Source organism: Gluconobacter kanchanaburiensis NBRC 103587 (genome assembly GCF_007988905.1).
GTDB classification, from domain to species: Bacteria; Pseudomonadota; Alphaproteobacteria; order Acetobacterales; family Acetobacteraceae; genus Gluconobacter; species Gluconobacter kanchanaburiensis.
The window spans coordinates 36,788-52,920 of sequence record NZ_BJVA01000013.1; the positions used below are offsets into that span (position 1 = coordinate 36,788).

The 16,133-nt window shown below is 56.9% G+C and carries 13 protein-coding genes; 8 read left to right on the forward strand and 5 right to left on the reverse strand.

The annotated features are described in order from the left end of the window. The first annotated feature begins 343 nt into the window (after nt 1-343). Nucleotides 344-2,176, forward strand: coding sequence for a hypothetical protein (locus tag GKA01_RS10355; protein WP_167506358.1), 1,833 nt, complete (start codon nt 344-346; stop codon nt 2,174-2,176). A gap of 93 nt (nt 2,177-2,269) precedes the next feature. Then, nucleotides 2,270-3,550: an MFS transporter gene (locus tag GKA01_RS10360; RefSeq protein WP_146862525.1), complete on the forward strand. Its 1,281-nt coding sequence runs from the start codon at nt 2,270-2,272 to the stop codon at nt 3,548-3,550. Nucleotides 3,551-3,618: 68 nt separating this feature from the next. On the opposite strand, the gene GKA01_RS10365 is transcribed toward GKA01_RS10360, so the two are convergent. Continuing rightward, a complete protein-coding gene (locus tag GKA01_RS10365) occupies nt 3,619-4,233 on the reverse strand; it encodes a YceI family protein (protein WP_371859269.1) in 615 nt (204 codons plus the stop codon). A 33-nt stretch (nt 4,234-4,266) separates the two neighbouring features. Beyond that, nucleotides 4,267-5,007, reverse strand: a complete 741-nt coding sequence (locus GKA01_RS10370) for a DODA-type extradiol aromatic ring-opening family dioxygenase (protein WP_456305908.1) — start codon at nt 5,005-5,007, stop codon at nt 4,267-4,269. A 186-nt stretch (nt 5,008-5,193) separates the two neighbouring features. On the opposite strand from GKA01_RS10370, the gene GKA01_RS10375 reads away from it, so the two are divergent. Next, nucleotides 5,194-6,105 (forward strand): LysR family transcriptional regulator, encoded by a 912-nt coding sequence (locus GKA01_RS10375; RefSeq protein WP_146862531.1) that lies wholly within the window; start codon nt 5,194-5,196, stop codon nt 6,103-6,105. A gap of 18 nt (nt 6,106-6,123) precedes the next feature. On the opposite strand, the gene GKA01_RS10380 is transcribed toward GKA01_RS10375, so the two are convergent. Both GKA01_RS10380 and GKA01_RS10385 read right to left on the reverse strand, forming a co-directional pair. Further along, on the reverse strand, nt 6,124-7,836 hold the full coding sequence (locus GKA01_RS10380) for a M28 family metallopeptidase (protein ID WP_371859270.1): 1,713 nt from the start codon (nt 7,834-7,836) through the stop codon (nt 6,124-6,126). Nucleotides 7,837-7,904: 68 nt separating this feature from the next. Further along, on the reverse strand, nt 7,905-10,031 hold the full coding sequence (locus GKA01_RS10385) for a M3 family metallopeptidase (protein WP_146862534.1): 2,127 nt from the start codon (nt 10,029-10,031) through the stop codon (nt 7,905-7,907). A gap of 211 nt (nt 10,032-10,242) precedes the next feature. Here GKA01_RS10385 and GKA01_RS10390 point away from each other — a divergent pair, with 211 nt between their 5' ends. The 4 genes from GKA01_RS10390 (at nt 10,243) to GKA01_RS10405 (ending at nt 12,654) form a co-directional block, all read left to right on the forward strand. Next, on the forward strand, nt 10,243-10,578 hold the full coding sequence (locus tag GKA01_RS10390) for a hypothetical protein (RefSeq protein ID WP_146862537.1): 336 nt from the start codon (nt 10,243-10,245) through the stop codon (nt 10,576-10,578). 111 nt (nt 10,579-10,689) lie between these two features. After that, nucleotides 10,690-11,202, forward strand: a complete 513-nt coding sequence (locus tag GKA01_RS10395) for a hypothetical protein (RefSeq protein WP_146862540.1) — start codon at nt 10,690-10,692, stop codon at nt 11,200-11,202. 76 nt (nt 11,203-11,278) lie between these two features. Then, nucleotides 11,279-12,028 (forward strand): C1 family peptidase, encoded by a 750-nt coding sequence (locus tag GKA01_RS10400; RefSeq protein WP_146862543.1) that lies wholly within the window; start codon nt 11,279-11,281, stop codon nt 12,026-12,028. Then, nucleotides 12,025-12,654 (forward strand): hypothetical protein, encoded by a 630-nt coding sequence (locus GKA01_RS10405; RefSeq protein WP_146862546.1) that lies wholly within the window; start codon nt 12,025-12,027, stop codon nt 12,652-12,654. The genes GKA01_RS10400 and GKA01_RS10405 overlap by 4 nt, the downstream gene beginning before the upstream one ends. Here the strand turns inward: GKA01_RS10405 and GKA01_RS10410 are convergent. Then, entirely contained in the window at nt 12,651-13,838 is a 1,188-nt protein-coding gene (locus tag GKA01_RS10410) for a serine hydrolase domain-containing protein (RefSeq protein WP_146862549.1), read from the reverse strand. The genes GKA01_RS10405 and GKA01_RS10410 overlap by 4 nt on opposite strands. A gap of 244 nt (nt 13,839-14,082) precedes the next feature. On the opposite strand from GKA01_RS10410, the gene GKA01_RS10415 reads away from it, so the two are divergent. Continuing rightward, nucleotides 14,083-16,128: a DUF6311 domain-containing protein gene (locus GKA01_RS10415; protein ID WP_146862552.1), complete on the forward strand. Its 2,046-nt coding sequence runs from the start codon at nt 14,083-14,085 to the stop codon at nt 16,126-16,128. Nucleotides 16,129-16,133: the final 5 nt, after the last annotated feature.

A 16,133-nucleotide genomic window follows, 5' to 3' on the forward strand; every position in this document is an offset into this window, starting at 1 on the left:
CATAAATCCGGGCCGGTTGACGTTTCAGTTTCCATTCGGGATTTCAATATAAACCTCGACTGAAAGGAGCAATATTAATTCAATCAATGTAAAAATATTTATTCACGCAATTGTAATTAATAAATAATATGTCATTTTCGTAATTTTTGCGTTAAATCAATTTTCTCAACAACGCACTGGCGTAAGTTCCGTGCTGCGGAATAGACATGATCTGTCGTACACGAAACCAGCCTCTTTCGCCGTACTGCGCAGATTTAAGAAAGGGCAAGATGTGTTTCCTGTTGGCGGTCTGATAATCGCGGGGAAAAATTTGCCGAGACGATACAGACTGCTTCTGGGTGCCATGGTCTTCGGGACTTTCCCTGCCACTGCGTCGGCACAGAGCGCCGATGATCAGGAACTCGCCGCCATCAAAGCGGAAATGCGTGTACTGGAAGGACGGCTTCATGCCATCGAACAGAGGCGGCATGCCTCTGTTGCCCCTCATAGCGCACGCTCGGCTTCCCTGAGGGCCGATCCGGTCCATAAATCTCCCTCCCGGATCGAAACAGCGCGTCTTGGGGCTGGACCTGACATGACACATCGGGGCGTTCCCGCAGGCCTGTCCACTCCGTCACCTTCAACAGCAAGCTTTGCACCAGCGCGAAAAGCTGGCGATTCCTCGGCACCCGGACCAGTCCCTGTGTCCGCCCACCAGACCCCCTCACCCCTTTTCCAGTGGCTGGGCAATCAGCGGAATGAGGCACACCGCACCAGCATCGATCTGACTTCATCGAGCCCGCTTGCGATTACTCAGACCGAAGTGGATCATCTGCCTCCCATTTTCCAGATCGGCAACCTGACTGTCCGGCTGGGCGGCTTCATCGACTTTTCCAATATCTGGAGAAGTTCGAACATGACCAGCGGACCGGCGACCGCGTGGAATAATTTCCCTTATGCCAACAGCCCCAATCACGGACTAAGCGAAGAGCGCTTCTCTGCGCAGCTCACCCGGTTTTCGACGCTTCTCGAGGCCAATCCGACAAAAGCGGTGCGCCTTCAGGCCTATGTGGAGGCAGATTTCGGTGGATCGGGTGGCACTACAAACAGCGTACAGATCAATGGTTACACGCCTCGTCTTCGGCAGGGATATTTCACATTCACGCAAAAAGACTGGGGCTTTCATCTGCTCATGGGTCAGGCCTGGAGCCTAACGACCAATTACGCGAAGGGTGTTATCCCCCGTCAGGAGCAACTTCCTGCGGTGACGGACAATAACCAGATCCCCGGAATCACTTTCACCCGTGTGCCCCAGATCCGCATCGCCAAGGACTGGGACAAGAAATACTGGCTGGCGTTGTCGATTGAAGACCCGCAGGCGACAGTCGGTTTCTCGGATGCCCTCAGTTCTGGCGGAACACTTCCGGCGGCCTATGGCCGTCTGTCTGGTCCACGCGTCTACTATGCCAATAGCGGAGGCGTACTGCTTAATCCGAATACGCAATACAGTTACAATCCGGCTCCGGATATCGTTCTTAAAACAGCGGTCGATACGTCTTTTGGGCATTATGAGGTTTTCGGACTGGCCCGCTGGTTCCGGGGGCTCGTACAGCCTGCCGGAGAAAACCATACCCACAAGAGTACGCAGTTTGGGGGCGGCGTTGGCGCGGGAATGACAGTTCCGCTGGGAACAGACCGCCTTCAGTTGACAGGCAACGTCCTTGCTGGCCAGGGCGTCGGCCGTTACGGACCGAGCCTCATCCCCGACACCACGTTCGATCATAACGGCAACCCCAGTCCGGTCCCCGAGATCATGGGCTCTCTCGGGCTCGTGGGCCACCCTGCACGTTCAGTGCTGCTCTACACCTATGGCGGCGTCGAGAGCGCTGGCCGACGCACCTATCTGGGCGCGGATGGTTTGCAGCACGGTTACGGCGCAACCGATCTGAATCTGTCCGGATGTGATTATGAATTTGGAACATGCTCGGCCCAGACCAGAACACTGGCTTCCCTGACTGCCGGTGGATGGTGGCACTTTCTGGACGGTCATTACGGCAGTGTCATGGGCGGCCTTCAGTACACTTACATCCGCAAGTTTGCCTTCAAGGGTAATGACGGTGCGGATCATGCTGTCGATCCCACAACCTACGGGCATACCGTATACGTGACCTTCCGCTACTACCCGTTCCAGCAGTGATGTCAGGGAAGCACCGATCTTCCCGGAGATCCTACTCAGGACTGGCCGAAACCTTTTCATAATCCTTACGCCCCTGACACCCAGGAGAATTTCATGTCCGGCACCACAACACAGGCGCCACCATCGGCATCAGTGCAACCGCAGACACTTCAGCCACTTTACGTGCTGTCGTGGTTTCTCTGCGCCCTGTTCTATTTTTACCAGTACGCCATCCGCTCTGCCCCTGGCATCATGCAGGATGAACTGACCCGGGCCTGGGGCAACAGCCATCTAGGTCTGATGATCGCGTCCTACTATATCGTCTATGCGCTGATGGCTCTCGCGGTCGGTGTGCTACTGGACCGGTATGGCGCCCATGCCATCATGCCGATGTTCATTGCAGTGACCGGCGTGGGATGTCTGATCTTCAGTCAGGGTAGTCTCGCTGCCGGGATCGGCGGCTACGTCATACAGGGCATTGGAGCGATCTGCGCGTTCGTTGGTGCGTCCTATGTGGCCGCGCGTTATCTCCCTGCACGGACGCTTGCGCTGTTTGTCGGGCTGACACAGTGCATGGGCATGGCCGGCGCTGCATTCGGCTCCAAGCCAACGCGCATCCTGATTGATCCGCATGGTTCATTCCATATTCCCTGGCAATCCGTCTGGCTGGGCTTTGGCGTGATCGGTCTGCTGCTGGCGGTAGCGGTCTTTTTTGTCATGCCGCGCGACACGGGTGACAGCGCCCACCACCACGGTGATTTTTCGGTCGCAAATCTGCTGCGCCCTTTCAAAATCATCTTTTCCAATCCCCAGAGCTGGATCGCGGGTCTTGCCGGAGGTCTGCTGTTTGTTCCGACGACGATCGGAGCTCTGGGCTGGGGGGCGCTGATGCTCAGCAAGGGCGAGCATACGACCATGGGCTTTGCAGCAACTGACGTCTCAATGGTTCCCATCGGCTGGGTGATCGGATGTCCACTGCTGGGATGGATTTCTGACCGGATCGGCCGTCGCAAACCCGTACTGATCGGCGGCGCGCTGGTTCTGCTGGCGGCTTCGCTATGCGCCCTTTATGTTCCAGTCGGCGTTCTGCCGCATTATTCCGTCGCGCTGATCATGGGCATCGCATCCGGCGCGGCGATGATTCCGTTTTCCTCGATGAAGGAAGTGAACCCACCGGAGGTCAAGGGAACGGCCGCGGGCGTCATGAATTTTCTTGTTTTCGGTACGACGGGCATTATGTCCCCACTCGTTTCCGCCCTGATGGGAAAGAATGCGCCGGAGACGATGGAACAGTTCCGAACTGCTTTTTTTCCGCTGGTAATCGGAATTGGCATCGCTGTCGTTCTGGGTTTCCTTCTTCAGGAAACTGGCTGGAAAGTCCGTAAGTCAAACTGATTTTCAGGATAGGATAACCTATAAAAAACGGCCCATTTGCATGGGCCGTTTTTTTGTTCGAGCAAACTTTATTTCGCGGCACTCTTTTCAAAAGCGCCTGCGATCGTCAGCTTCACGTCATCGCCGACATAGGGAACATATTTTTTCACACCGAAATCGCTACGATGGATTGTCGCCTCTGCCTGAAAACCGACCGTGTAGGCTTTGTCCATCGGATTAACGCCAGCCCCGACGAAATGGACATGCAGGACTTCAGGATGGGTCACACCATGTAGGGTCAGATTACCGGTTACGAGGGCTTCGTCGGCACTGGTTTTACGAACCTGTGTGGAAACAAATGTCGCATCCGGATATTTCGCAACGTCGAACCAATCCGCTTCCTTGAGCTCGCCTGTCAGCACAGTGCTCGTGGTGGAAACGCTCGAAACCGGAATGGTTACATTCAGATAGGAGGCTTCAGGATGTGCCGCATCAAGCTGGAGCGTGCCCGTCACGCCGGAAAACTGACCGGAATAATAGGTGAAGCCGAAATGCAGAACGGAAAAGCCGATCTGCGTGTGGCTGCTTTCTACCACGTAGGATCCGGACGAAACGTCTGAGGATGCCGTCGCAGCGAAAGCTGATGAAGACAGAAGAGCGACGGCAAATGCGGCGCTGATATTCGTGAAGAAACGCATGTTCATGGTATCATGATCCTTAGTTGAAAACAAAATAAGTCAGCCAAACCGGAAGCCGGACAGGGCTTTGCCCATGACGACATCGCTGTAAACGCAATGGCCAGGGTCGGTTCCCGCAGCCCCGGCAGCGAACAGCAGGGGAAGCAGGTGTTCTGGTTCCGGATGGCAGTCGCGGGCGAACGGAGCATTGCCCCAGTCCAGAAGCCTGCTACTGCGAAGATCGGAAGGTGCTTCGACAGTGTCACGCAACCATCTGTCGAACTCCACAGATCGTTCATTCGACGTCCTGTCAGGACGCATGAGAAAACGCATGTTGTGGTAGCTCATGCCTGTCCCAACAATCAGGATATTCTCAGTCCGCAGAGGCTCAAGCGCCTGCCCCAGCCGCATGACGCCCGTCGCATCCATTGTCTGTGGCAACGAGATTTCCACGACCGGGATACTGGCTTCCGGAAAGGCGAGCATGAAAGGAATAAACACACCATGGTCCAGACCCCGCTTGGCATCCTCCGTACCAGCGATACCTGCTTCCGCCGCAAGAGCGATAACCCTTGCCGCCAGAGACGGATTGCCCGGGACAGGATACTGAAGCTGGTAAGTATGAGCAGGGAAACCATAATAATCGTAGATCAGGGACGGTTTTGCCGCTGAACCTGCCACAAGGCCAGGTGTTTCCCAGTGTCCGGACATGACCACAATCGCATCCGGTCGGCGTGGCAGTCCCGTTCCCACAGAACGAAGGTAGGCGGCCATACGATCCCAGATGTTCTCCCATTCCATGAAAAAACATGGTCCTCCCCCGTGAGGGAGGAAAAGCGTCGGCTGCCGGATCTGGGCCGGTTTTTGCTTCTCACTTGTCATGATCCTGCCTTCGTCCGGGTTAGAAAGGCCAGATGTTGCCCTTACCACTGGAAAAGAATAATTCCTCATTTCGGGAAATGATCTGACACCAGGAGTGTGAGGCGAATGCTTGATCGCATTACGGGGATGCAGGTTTTCGCAAGGGTGGTAGCTCAGGGAAGTTTTTCGGGGGCTGCCCGTTCCCTGGGTCTGTCGCAAACCATGGTAACCAAGCATATCGCCACTCTCGAAGGAAGGCTGGGAGTATCACTGTTTCACCGCAGCACCCGTAGGCTGTCCCTGACTGAACCAGGACGTCTCCTGCTCGTGCGTTGCCAGAAAATCCTCTCGGATTTCGAGGACATGGAACAGGAAGTCTCCGCCGAAAATCAGGAAGCACGCGGCCTTCTGCGAATGAACGCACCCGTCTCCTTTGCTATCAGGCATGTGGGGCCGATTATGTCTGAATTCAGCCGTCGACACCCTCTTGTCACAGTTGAACTTGGACTGGATGACCGAAGGATCGACCCCATTACGGAAGGCTGGGATCTGACGCTGCGCATTGGGCGAATGCCCTCAAGTGCCCTACGCTCGCGTCGATTGGCAAGGATCGATTTCGTTGTCTGTGCGTCGCCTTCCTACCTTGAAGAACGAGGCCTACCTCTGACAATCGCTGATCTTCAGACCCATCATTGTCTGGGTTACACATTAGGGGAAGACGTCAGCACAGGACGCTGGAGTTTCGGCGCGAATGGTGAACGCACGGTTCCAGTCAATGGTCCCATGCACGCCAATAACGGAGACGTCCTACGTGAAGCGGCCGTTGCCGGTCAGGGCATCATTTATCAGCCGACCTTCATCGTCTGGGATGAACTGAAGTCCGGCAGGCTCGTGGCCCTGTCTCTGGATGCACCAACAATCACCGGGCCCGAGCTTCACGCGGTTTACGCTCCGACCCCGCATGTTCCACTCAAGATCCGGGTCATGATCGATTTTCTGGTGGCACAGTATGGACCGGTTCCGCCGTGGGAAATCTGACGGAACCGGAAATTTGCCTTATTGAGCCGTTTCCGGTGCGGTTTTCTGCATGGTTTTCTGACGAATGGCGGCGAATTCGGAAGTCGCACTCCATTGGGGCCAGTCATGCGAGAACGCAACATCATGCCCGACCTTCCATACCGCCCACACATCCTGTGCAGCCCCCCTGACGTCCCAGGCGGGGCTCCAGGCATCGCAGGCCTGATGGTAACAGGCCATATAGTCTGTCAGCCATTTTTCACCCGCATCCGTGCCGCCCTTCAGCAGATCGAACTTTCCGGCCATATCCATGACGGCAAGCACCGGAACGCCCGCCCGGGCGAAGGGAAGGTGGTCAGCCCGGTAAAACGCGCCGCGCTCTGGCATGGCCTCAGGCTGTGCCGTGCGCCCCTGCAGTTCTACAGCAGCAGAAAACTGGTCCTGAAGGGTATCCTGTCCGGCGCCGATGATGAACGCATTGTGCGCAGGTCCCGCCATTTGCAGAACATCCATCGTCAGGTTTGCAGCCGTCTTGTCCAATGGAGCCAGAGGGTGCGCGACATACCATCCCGATCCCAGAAGACCCCTTTCCTCCCCTGTCCAGGCGGCGAAACGAACAGTCCGCTCGGGTTTTGGCCCCTTCCTGAAAGCCCGGGCAATTTCGAAAAGAGCGGCAATTCCCGACCCATCATCGATGGCGCCCCGCCGAATGACGGTCTTACCAGCGGCATCCGTGCTTTTCCCGTAAGCATCCCAGTGTGCCCCGAACATGACCGTTTCATCCGGATATTTGGCACCCATAATTTTGGCGAGAACGTTCTGGCTTTGCAGCCGGTCGACCGTGACGGGAAGATCAGCGGAGAAGGACGTATGTTTCAAAGTGACAGGCCGGAAATCCTCCGAACGTGCCCTGATGCGCAGCGCCGCGAGATCCAGTCCAGCCTGCCGGAACAGGGCATCGGCGGCTTTTCCTTCAAGCCAGCCCTGCACGGGCACCGGACGGCTTTCGCTGGCCGCATGCGCGACGTCATAGGCTTCCCCGCCCGGCGCAATCACGGTGCTCCAGGGATAGGACGCGCCTGCCGTATCATGAACGATCAGGGCAGCCACGGCACCACGGCGGGCTGCTTCTTCGTATTTATAGGTCCAGCGGCCGTAATACGTCATGGTTTTTCCGCCGAAACGGCCCGAAACCGGCTCGTCGGGTGTGGCGTCGAAATCCGGATCGTTGACGAGGAAGACCGCGACCTTGCCCTTCAGATCCACGTCCTTGAAATCATCCCAGTGCCGCTCGGGCGCGTGAACGCCGTATCCCACAAAGACCATGGGCGCATTCTGGACGCGCAGCCTGTCCTCAGGCAGCAGTGTCGAAAGGTAAATGTCCTTGAGCTGAACGAGAGGCAGGGTGGTTTTGCGTGTTTTTACGCTTACGGTACCCGCGGCCGATGTTCTTGTCCGAAGCATCGGCACGGTCTGAGTCCAGCCACCGTTTTCGCCAGCCGGTTCAAGACCCAGAGCCTTAAATTGTTCGATTAGCCAGGGGACCGTCACCGCCTCCCCTTCAGTTCCCGGCGCACGCCCCTGAAATTCGTCTGATGCCAGCACTTTGATCGTCTGCGACATGCGCGACGGACTGATATCCGCGGACAATTCGGTATTCGCGAAAACAGGAGAACACAGGCCGCTGATGAGTGTGGCGGCAAGCAGCAGGCTGCGTGAGGAAGCAGGCCGGGATTTGGCGGAGGAGGTCACGGATCTTCGTCTTTCGGTTGCGTCTTGCGAAAAACGGGAGGCGGGCTGGCCCCTCCTCCCGTCTGCACTCATTTGTCCTGTTGCGGGACGAGGCCGCGATGCACCAGCATCGGGGTGATGTCCGGATCCTTGCCGTAGAAGGCTTTGAACATGGGACCGTAATCCATGGTGTGCCCCTTCGAGAGGATCATGTCGCGGAAACGTTGCCCGTTTTCACGCGTGAGCCCGCCATGTTCCTGGAACCAGGAGAACACGTCCTGATCCAGCATTTCGGTCCACAGATAGGCGTAGTACCCGGCAGAATATCCGTTGGACCAGATGTGGAGGAAGTAGCTGGAGCGATAACGCGGCGGCACGGCTGCAACGTCCAGACCCGTGCTGTTCAGCGCGTCCGCTTCGAATTTGTCCACATCCTGACGCGGGGCTGTCGCAGGCAGGCTATGCCATTTCATATCAAGTTCCGCGGCCGCCACGATTTCACCCAGCGCGTATCCCTGATTGAAGTGCGACGCCTTCCGGATCTTGCTTACCAGTGCGTCCGGCATGGGCGCGCCGGTTTTGTAGTGGCGGGCATAATGCGACAGGACCTTGGGATCGAGAGCCCAGTTTTCGTTGAACTGCGAGGGGAATTCCACGAAATCGCGCGCGACACTTGTTCCCGAAAGTGACGGATAGGTCTGGTCTGCGAACAGGCCATGCAGGGCATGACCGAATTCGTGGAACATGGTCGTCACATCGTCGGACGTGATGAGCTGCGGCTGCCCGGGAGCAGCTTTGGTGAAGTTGGCAACGTTATAGATGACGGGCTTCGTTCCGAGCAGCTTCGACTGCCCGACGAAATTGGACATCCATGCGCCACCGGATTTGTTGTCGCGCTTGAAGTAATCGAAGTACATCAGCCCGAGCGGGGAGCCGTCCTTGTCGTGCACTTCGAAGACCATGACATCCGGCTGATAGACCGGAATATCCGTCCGCTGCTGAAAGGTGATCCCGTAAAGCTGGTTAGCAGCGAAAAATACACCATCTGTCAGAACTGTTTTGAGTTCGAAATACGGTCTGATTTCGTTCTGATCGAGGTTGTACTTCGCACGGCGGACCTGATCGGAATAATGCTCCCAGTCCCAGGGTTTCAGGTCGAACTTTCCACCGTCCTTGCGGATTGCCTTCTGAAGCACGTCCGCTTCGCGCTTCTGTTCAGCCAGCGTCGCCGGGACGAGCTGCTGCATGAAGTTTTCAGCCGCTTCCGGGGTCTTCGCCATCTGGTCGTACAGGGTATAAGCCGCGAAATTCGGATACCCGAACAGCGCCGCTTTCTGCGCGCGCAGTTCGGCCAGTTCGGCAATCGTGGCCCGGGTATCGTTGCCGTCGCCCTTCTCCGCGCGGCTCCAGCTCTGTTCGAACAGGGCCTGCCGGGTTTCGCGGTCGGTCAGGGAAGACAGGACCGGCTGCTGCGTCGTGTTCTGAAGCGGGATAACCCATTTCCCGGTCAACCCGCGCTCCTGTGCGGCCTTGGCAGCTGACGCGACAGCGTTGTCATCAAGACCTGCGAGTGCCTCCTTGCGGTCAACGATCAGCGCACCGGCCTTGGCGCTTGCGATCAGCTTCTGTTCATACTGCGTCTCAAGGTTCGACAGACGTGTGTTAATCGCACGCAACTTGGTTTTATCGGCAGCAGAAAGCTGCGCACCGGCATGTACGAACTGCTGGTAATAGATCTCGAGAAGCTGGGCCTGCTCCGGGTTGAGCGACAGGGTTTCACGGCGATCGTAGAGGGATTTAACGCGAGCAAAGAGCTTCGCGTTCAAATAAACCTCGTCTTCATGAGCTGTCAGACGGGGAGCTTCCTGGCTCTGCACCTTGTCCAGAGCATCATCAGTATTGGCCTGGTAGACGCCGTAGAACGTCATCTGCACGCGATTGAGAGTCTGACCGGCACGTTCCATGGCAGCAATGGTATTATCGAACGTTGGTGCAGCACGGTTTGAGGCGATGGCTCTGATCTCGCGCAGATGCTCCGCCATTCCGCGTTCGAAAGCAGGTGCGTAGTCGGCATCCTTGATCTGGTCGAACCGGGGAGCCTGATATGGCAGGGTGCTGGCGGAAAAGAAAGGGTTCGCGGACGCCGCCTGTGCATGCGCGGAAACGGAAAAAGCCGAAGCTGCAAGTGCTGCGGCAAGCCTGAAATTGAAAGCCATGAATTCGCCTGTAAGATGCGTGATGATGCGAAACCGTATGGCGTTCGTCAGGGATCGTCAAACACGTGACATCGTTCTGAAGTCGCCTAAGACATCCTGATTACGACTTGACGACATTTTCTCCTTGGTGCGTGCGATCGTGCCTGCCTAGACCGGAAAAGTGTGTTGACACGCCCGCCTTCCAAGGCGGTTTTTCCAACCGGAGACGACAATGGACTGGACGCCCCTGTTCCAGACGATCCTGCCTTATCTGCCCGCGAAATATGCAGGTGATATTGTTTCAATCATTACATTTCTTATCGCTGCTGCGGCTCTCGCGCTTCGTTTCTGGAAGCCGCCTTCGAACACATCCAGGCTGCTGCCGCTGTTCCGTATCGTCAGCGCTCTGGCGCAGGCGAAAGGCTGGAACACAAGTGCCTATCAGCCGGGCGCCAAGGCCCTCATGGTACCACTTGGCTCCTCGCGTGCCGAGGGCGCGGCAAAGCTTGGGCTGGATGCTGTCTCGACCCATCCGAAAGCCGGGGAGCCTCCCCGCCGCGCCGAATAACTCTTTGAGCCGGCAGAAGCTGTCCCGTTACAGATGGACAGACACAGATTTGAAATCCGTATTTTCACAGCCGCTTTCGAGCGGCTTTTTTTATAACTGGACTATTTCCTGATGCATAAACGTCTCATTGGTCTGAGCCTCGGTGTCGTTCTTCTCGTTTCGACGAGCGCCTGCACGACAACCGGGAGCACGACCACTTTCGATACGCAGGCCCTGAGCAACGATGCTGCAGCCATTGCCTATGCGGTTCAGGCGATCGAAAACATCCCGGATCTGGAAAGCCACCTTTCCGCTGCGGACAAGGCGCAGTTCGACAATCTGATCGCCCAGATCAGAAGCGTTACGGCGCAGGTCGCAGCCAACTCGAATGGCGCCATTGCCGTCAATACCGGCAAAGACTGGGCCAAGAGCCTTGGAACCGACCTCCAGACGCTGCTGGCGATCGCGACGCCAATCGTGAAAGCCTACTCCCCCTCGACCGCCGGCTACATGTCGACTGTCGCTGCGATGATCCCGCTGATCGAAGCTCTGGCCGGTGTCACATCTGCTCCGCTTGCAGCCCCTGAGCAGCCGGTGATGCAGTCCCCTGAGATGGTCCGCGCCCGGATCTATCAGGGCCTCTGAAGCCTTTCATACTTCCTCCCGGATTGGGGCGGCTCCACAGGGGCCGCCCTTTTTTTATGCTTTGCCGGAGTTGTCCATGTCCCGTTGTCTTGGCAAACGTGCCCCCCGTCATGATCCTCGTACCTATCGCCTGGCTCCCCTTCTGGCTGCCCGGCTTCCGGTCGTGCCCCCCCGAAAGGACTGGTCGGAGGGAGTTCCTTATGAAATGTGGGGAAATGACCGTTACGGGTGCTGTGCATTTGCGGCTCATGCGGCCCTGACCGCCACCTGGACACAGGCTGCACAGGGCCTTGTTGCGCTGACGACAGACATGGTTCTGAACAACTATGCGGCCGTCACAGGATTCGATCCGCAGACTGGAGCGCGTGATAACGGGACGATCCTGCTTGATGAACTGAATTTCTGGCTGCGTCAGGGTCTGCACCGTCCCGGCCAGACGCTGGATTACCTCACCGCCTACGGCAGTATTGACCCACAGGATACGGACGCGATCCGTCGGGGGATCTGCTATCTGGGAGGCGTACTCGCGGGGGTGCAGGTTCCGCAGGGGTTCATGGATCTTCCGCTCGGCGCCACATGGGACTGGAATGCCATCTCAGACAGAAAACCCGTCGGAGGTCATGCGATCGCGGTCGTCGGCTATAATCCCGAGGGGCTTTTCTTCAATACCTGGGGCACCCGCACATTCATGCCCTGGAGCACGTTCACACAGATTGCTGACGAAGCCTACGGGCTTCTGTCACGGCAGAACTGGATTGGCATCCCCGGCACGTCGCCCAATGGCGAAACGTTCGAATCGCTTCTGACTGAAGTGAGGGGACTGTGATCCGTGTTTCGGGGGCCGTCTGCTCGGGTTCAGCCATTTTTGTCGCCCTGCTGGTCAGCGGATGTACGACTGGCTCCCCCACGCCCGTCACGATCAGTGAAGCCGTTTCAGGTATCGAGCTGGACCTGACACGCACGGGGGTTGTCAGCACATCTCATATTCAGGACTGGAGCCCCGGACAGGAGGCCAGATTCGATAAGAATGTCCGGGCCCTTCAATGTACCCAGCATGTTTCGGACCCTTTGGTCGCCATGATTTCCGGCCCGGTGACCCTGTCTCTGTCGGGGAGCTTTAGTTCCTCTGGAAGCTTTTCGATCGGGAATTCAGGAACACTACCTGTTTTTGGGCTTCAGGCAGAAGCGAACCGTACGAAAGGGCAGACTCTCAACCTGCCCGTCCAGTTCGTCCCGTTATCAGCCCTCCCGGATGCGGAAATGGCCCGGGAGGTCGGATACGCCGGAGACCTTCTGAGCCAGCCCGGCACTCTGCGCCAGCGCGAAGGCGAGCGGATTACAGCCAACCGTGACGCCCTCGCCCGACATGTCCGTACTCTTGTCTCAGCTTTTCCCGGAACATGTCCTGGGAAAGCGCCTCATCCCTTCGTCGGAAGCCGACATCAGGACTAGACTCCTTTTGAACCAGCCTGTGCTTCTACGGAAAGACCCAGCGCCCTTCCTGCGGCTGTTGCGACATCATGCCTGAGCCTGACGACACTATGCCCTCCAGAGGGATGAACCCGGTTGGTCAGGATCAGGACATAACTGTCACTGTCAGGGTCGATCCAGAGTGACGTCCCGGTAAAGCCGGTATGACCGAAGGAATTTCTGGAAAATACATCTCCGCGCGGAGAGGAATAATGGGTGTCGATGTCCCAGCCCAGCCCCCGGAGTTCCGTCTTTCCGGCAGGCTGCTGGGGCGTGATCATGAGCAACAGTGTCTCCCGCCGCAGGGGAAACCGGCTTGAACGGTCTTTAAGACGGTCCAGCAGGGCCTGAGCGTAGATTGACATGTCATGCGCGTCTGAGAACAGTCCGGCATGGCCCGCGACACCGCCCATCCGGCGGGCAGTCGGATCATGCACGACACCGCGCAGCATCTCTCCGTGTTCATCATACTGGGTTGGAGCGGTAATCGGCCGCAGTTCTTCGGCAGGGCGATAACAGGATTCTGTCATGCCCAGGGGCTCAAGGATATGACTCTGCGCATACCGATCGAGAGGCAGGCCACTCAATTTTTCTACCAGCAGGCCAAGCACGATGTAGTTGATGTCGCTGTAGACAAATTTTTCGCCCGGTGGATTGATCAAGCCGGATTCCATGGCGCGCCGGATACCTTCCGCCTTTCCGGTCCACGGATCATCGAGAGGAAGATCGGGAGGGAGGCCCGAATAATGGGTCATCAGCAGGCGAACCGAAATTTCGCCTTTCCCGTGACTGGAAAATTCAGGAAAATAACGGCTGACACGATCATCGACGCCCAGCCTTCCCTGTTCCACCAGTTGCATCACAGCGAGCGCGGTCATGGTCGGTTTCGTCAGGGACGCCATGTCAAAGCGCGTTCCCCATGTCAGGGCTTCCGGCACTGGGACGCAAGCCCGTCTGCCGTAGACAAGACGGTAAACGATTTTCTGATCATGTCCGATGACCACGACAGCACCGGGGGTTTCACCTGCGCGAACCGCATCATGCACCAGCCGCTCCACTGATCCGAACGGAGCGTTCCTCCCAGCGCATGCCGCGAGCTGTGTGCTTGAGAAGGCCACCGTTCCCAGCAGAAAACTGCGACGGCAGAGAACATTGCTGGTCTTCATAGGGGCCCTATCAAACAATCATTCCAATGCTTCCCGATGCAGGAAAACAGTTACGTTGCAGACTAGACCGTTTCGGGAGACAGACAAGCACTTGAAGATGCGTTGATCCCGCTCCCAGCACTCTGCTTGGTTTAAAGTGACGTCCTCATGTATAAGAAGCACGGTCCCACCAAAGCAACTGCATGAAGAGTACCACCTTTTGCCTGAACAACGTCCAGTCCCGACATCTTTTGCGACCTGCGTAATGGCTTATACCCTGGCGCTGGCTCTTGGCATTTTTCAGGCTCTGAACTGTTTTCCCCTGAAACTGCTTCGCGGAGGGACACCGCCATCTATTCTTGAAAATCACGGCGATTTCCTTCAGCACATTATCGGGCAGATCTATTTCCTGCAGGAGCCATGGCACTGGCCTCTTCTTGTAGCGAGCAAGCTCGATGCCCCAGCGGGAACAAACATCGCCTTAACGGATAGTATTCCGCTCGATGCACTGCTTCTGAAGCTGGTTCATCCTTTTTTCCCGACCATGATGCAGGGTGTGACGCTCTATCTTGTGCTGTGCTGGACACTGCAGCCAGTTTGTGCGGTGTTCGCCTTGCGCTCAATGGGGGAAAAAAGGCTGCTACCTTGTGTCGCGGCAGCGGTATTCAGTGCCTGTTTTCCGACTTTCCTGTTCCGGATCGGTCATGCCGCGCTCTGCGGACAGTGGATCCTCCTCCTTGCAGTCGGGCTGTATTTCCGGGCTTCACGCACTCCTTCGGATCTACGTGCAGTTTCGATATTGGGCGCTCTTACACTTCTGACATTCCTGATCCATCCCTATTTGATGGTAATGACGGCCGCCCTGCTCGGTGCCGTTCCCTTGACCCTTCTTCTCCGTGAACGAAGCTGGAAAGCCTGCGCCAAAGCGACGTTTGTGACCCTCTTTTCAGGACTTGGAATTCTCTTTCTGGGCGTAGTCCTGGGTTATTGGGGCGCTGCAAGCGGAGGCGGTTATGGCTTCTATTCGATGAATCTGGCTTCTCCATTCTGGCCAGTGCATTCTAAGCTGTTTCCGTCCGTCTCGCAGGCATCCACAGATGCCACCGGCGGTCAGTATGAAGGATATCAGTATCTCGGGGCAGGTGTGCTGCTGCTTCTTGGAATGACCCTCGCTACACGCCAGGGACGGGGACTACTGATGCAGGCTGCGAAAGAGCATGCCGGACTGTTTCTGGCACTGGCCTGTCTGACAGCCATCGCCCTTTCAAACCGGATCTATTTCTTTCACGTCCTATTATTGCTGACCCATTTTCATGTTCCCGGTGCGGAACAGATGCGCTCTTCAGGCCGTATGTTCTGGCCGGTTGCCTATGCCATGATGCTTGGAGGGGTCTACGGACTTTGCCGGGCCTGGCCCCGTGCATGGCCTGCGATCATCGTGACAGCCATGACGCTCCAGTGGTATGATACGTATACTCTACGGGACACGGACCGTCAGACGGAAATGGCATTTCTGGATCCTGCACAGGCAGAGGACCGGCAGCTTCTTGCACTTCTGCGTCCCTTTAACCGGATCGAAATTCACCCCCGGCTTGAATGTGACGGTGCAAACGTACCCGCTGTCATGCCCTTGATCTATGCGGCGGCACTGCAGAATTCATTCGTCAATACAATGTACACCGCCCGGGCCATGCCTCTGGCTGCCTGCACTGACGCCAGCGAACAGCCACATCCCCTCACCGCGGATACAATCATCATATTACCTGGTCCTTCACAGCGGACCACCGCTCTCCGCTGGAGTACAAAAGAGCACGCCAGATGCGGGATCATGGAGGACAAGACGTTCTGCGTTTCTGCAGACTCTCACCTTCCCCCCGGACTTGCCACGCTCCCGGAAGCGCCGCTCTTTCCTGTTGATAATGACATCGTCATGTCCAGCACGAAGTCAGAACATCAAGAAATCCTGCAAAGCGGGTGGTCCGGTCTGGAACCATGGGGGGTATGGAGTGACACGCAGGATCCTTCACTGTATTTTCACCTGCCCTCCGATATACACACGGCCACTGTGATACTCCGGCTCCATGCCACGCCAGGCATGATCCAGCACGTGGGTGTCAGCATAAACGGAACGGACATTGCCCAATGGACCGTGGGTTCGGAAGACGCGGACTACAACGCGACGTTCTCGGTCCCTTCAGAAACGCATATAGCCCATATGCAACTGAGGATCAGCAACCCTACCCGCGTCGGCCACGATCCCCGTCTGCTTGGGGTCGGTCTTCTTCGGCTCAGAATCAACAGGATGAACTGAAGAGG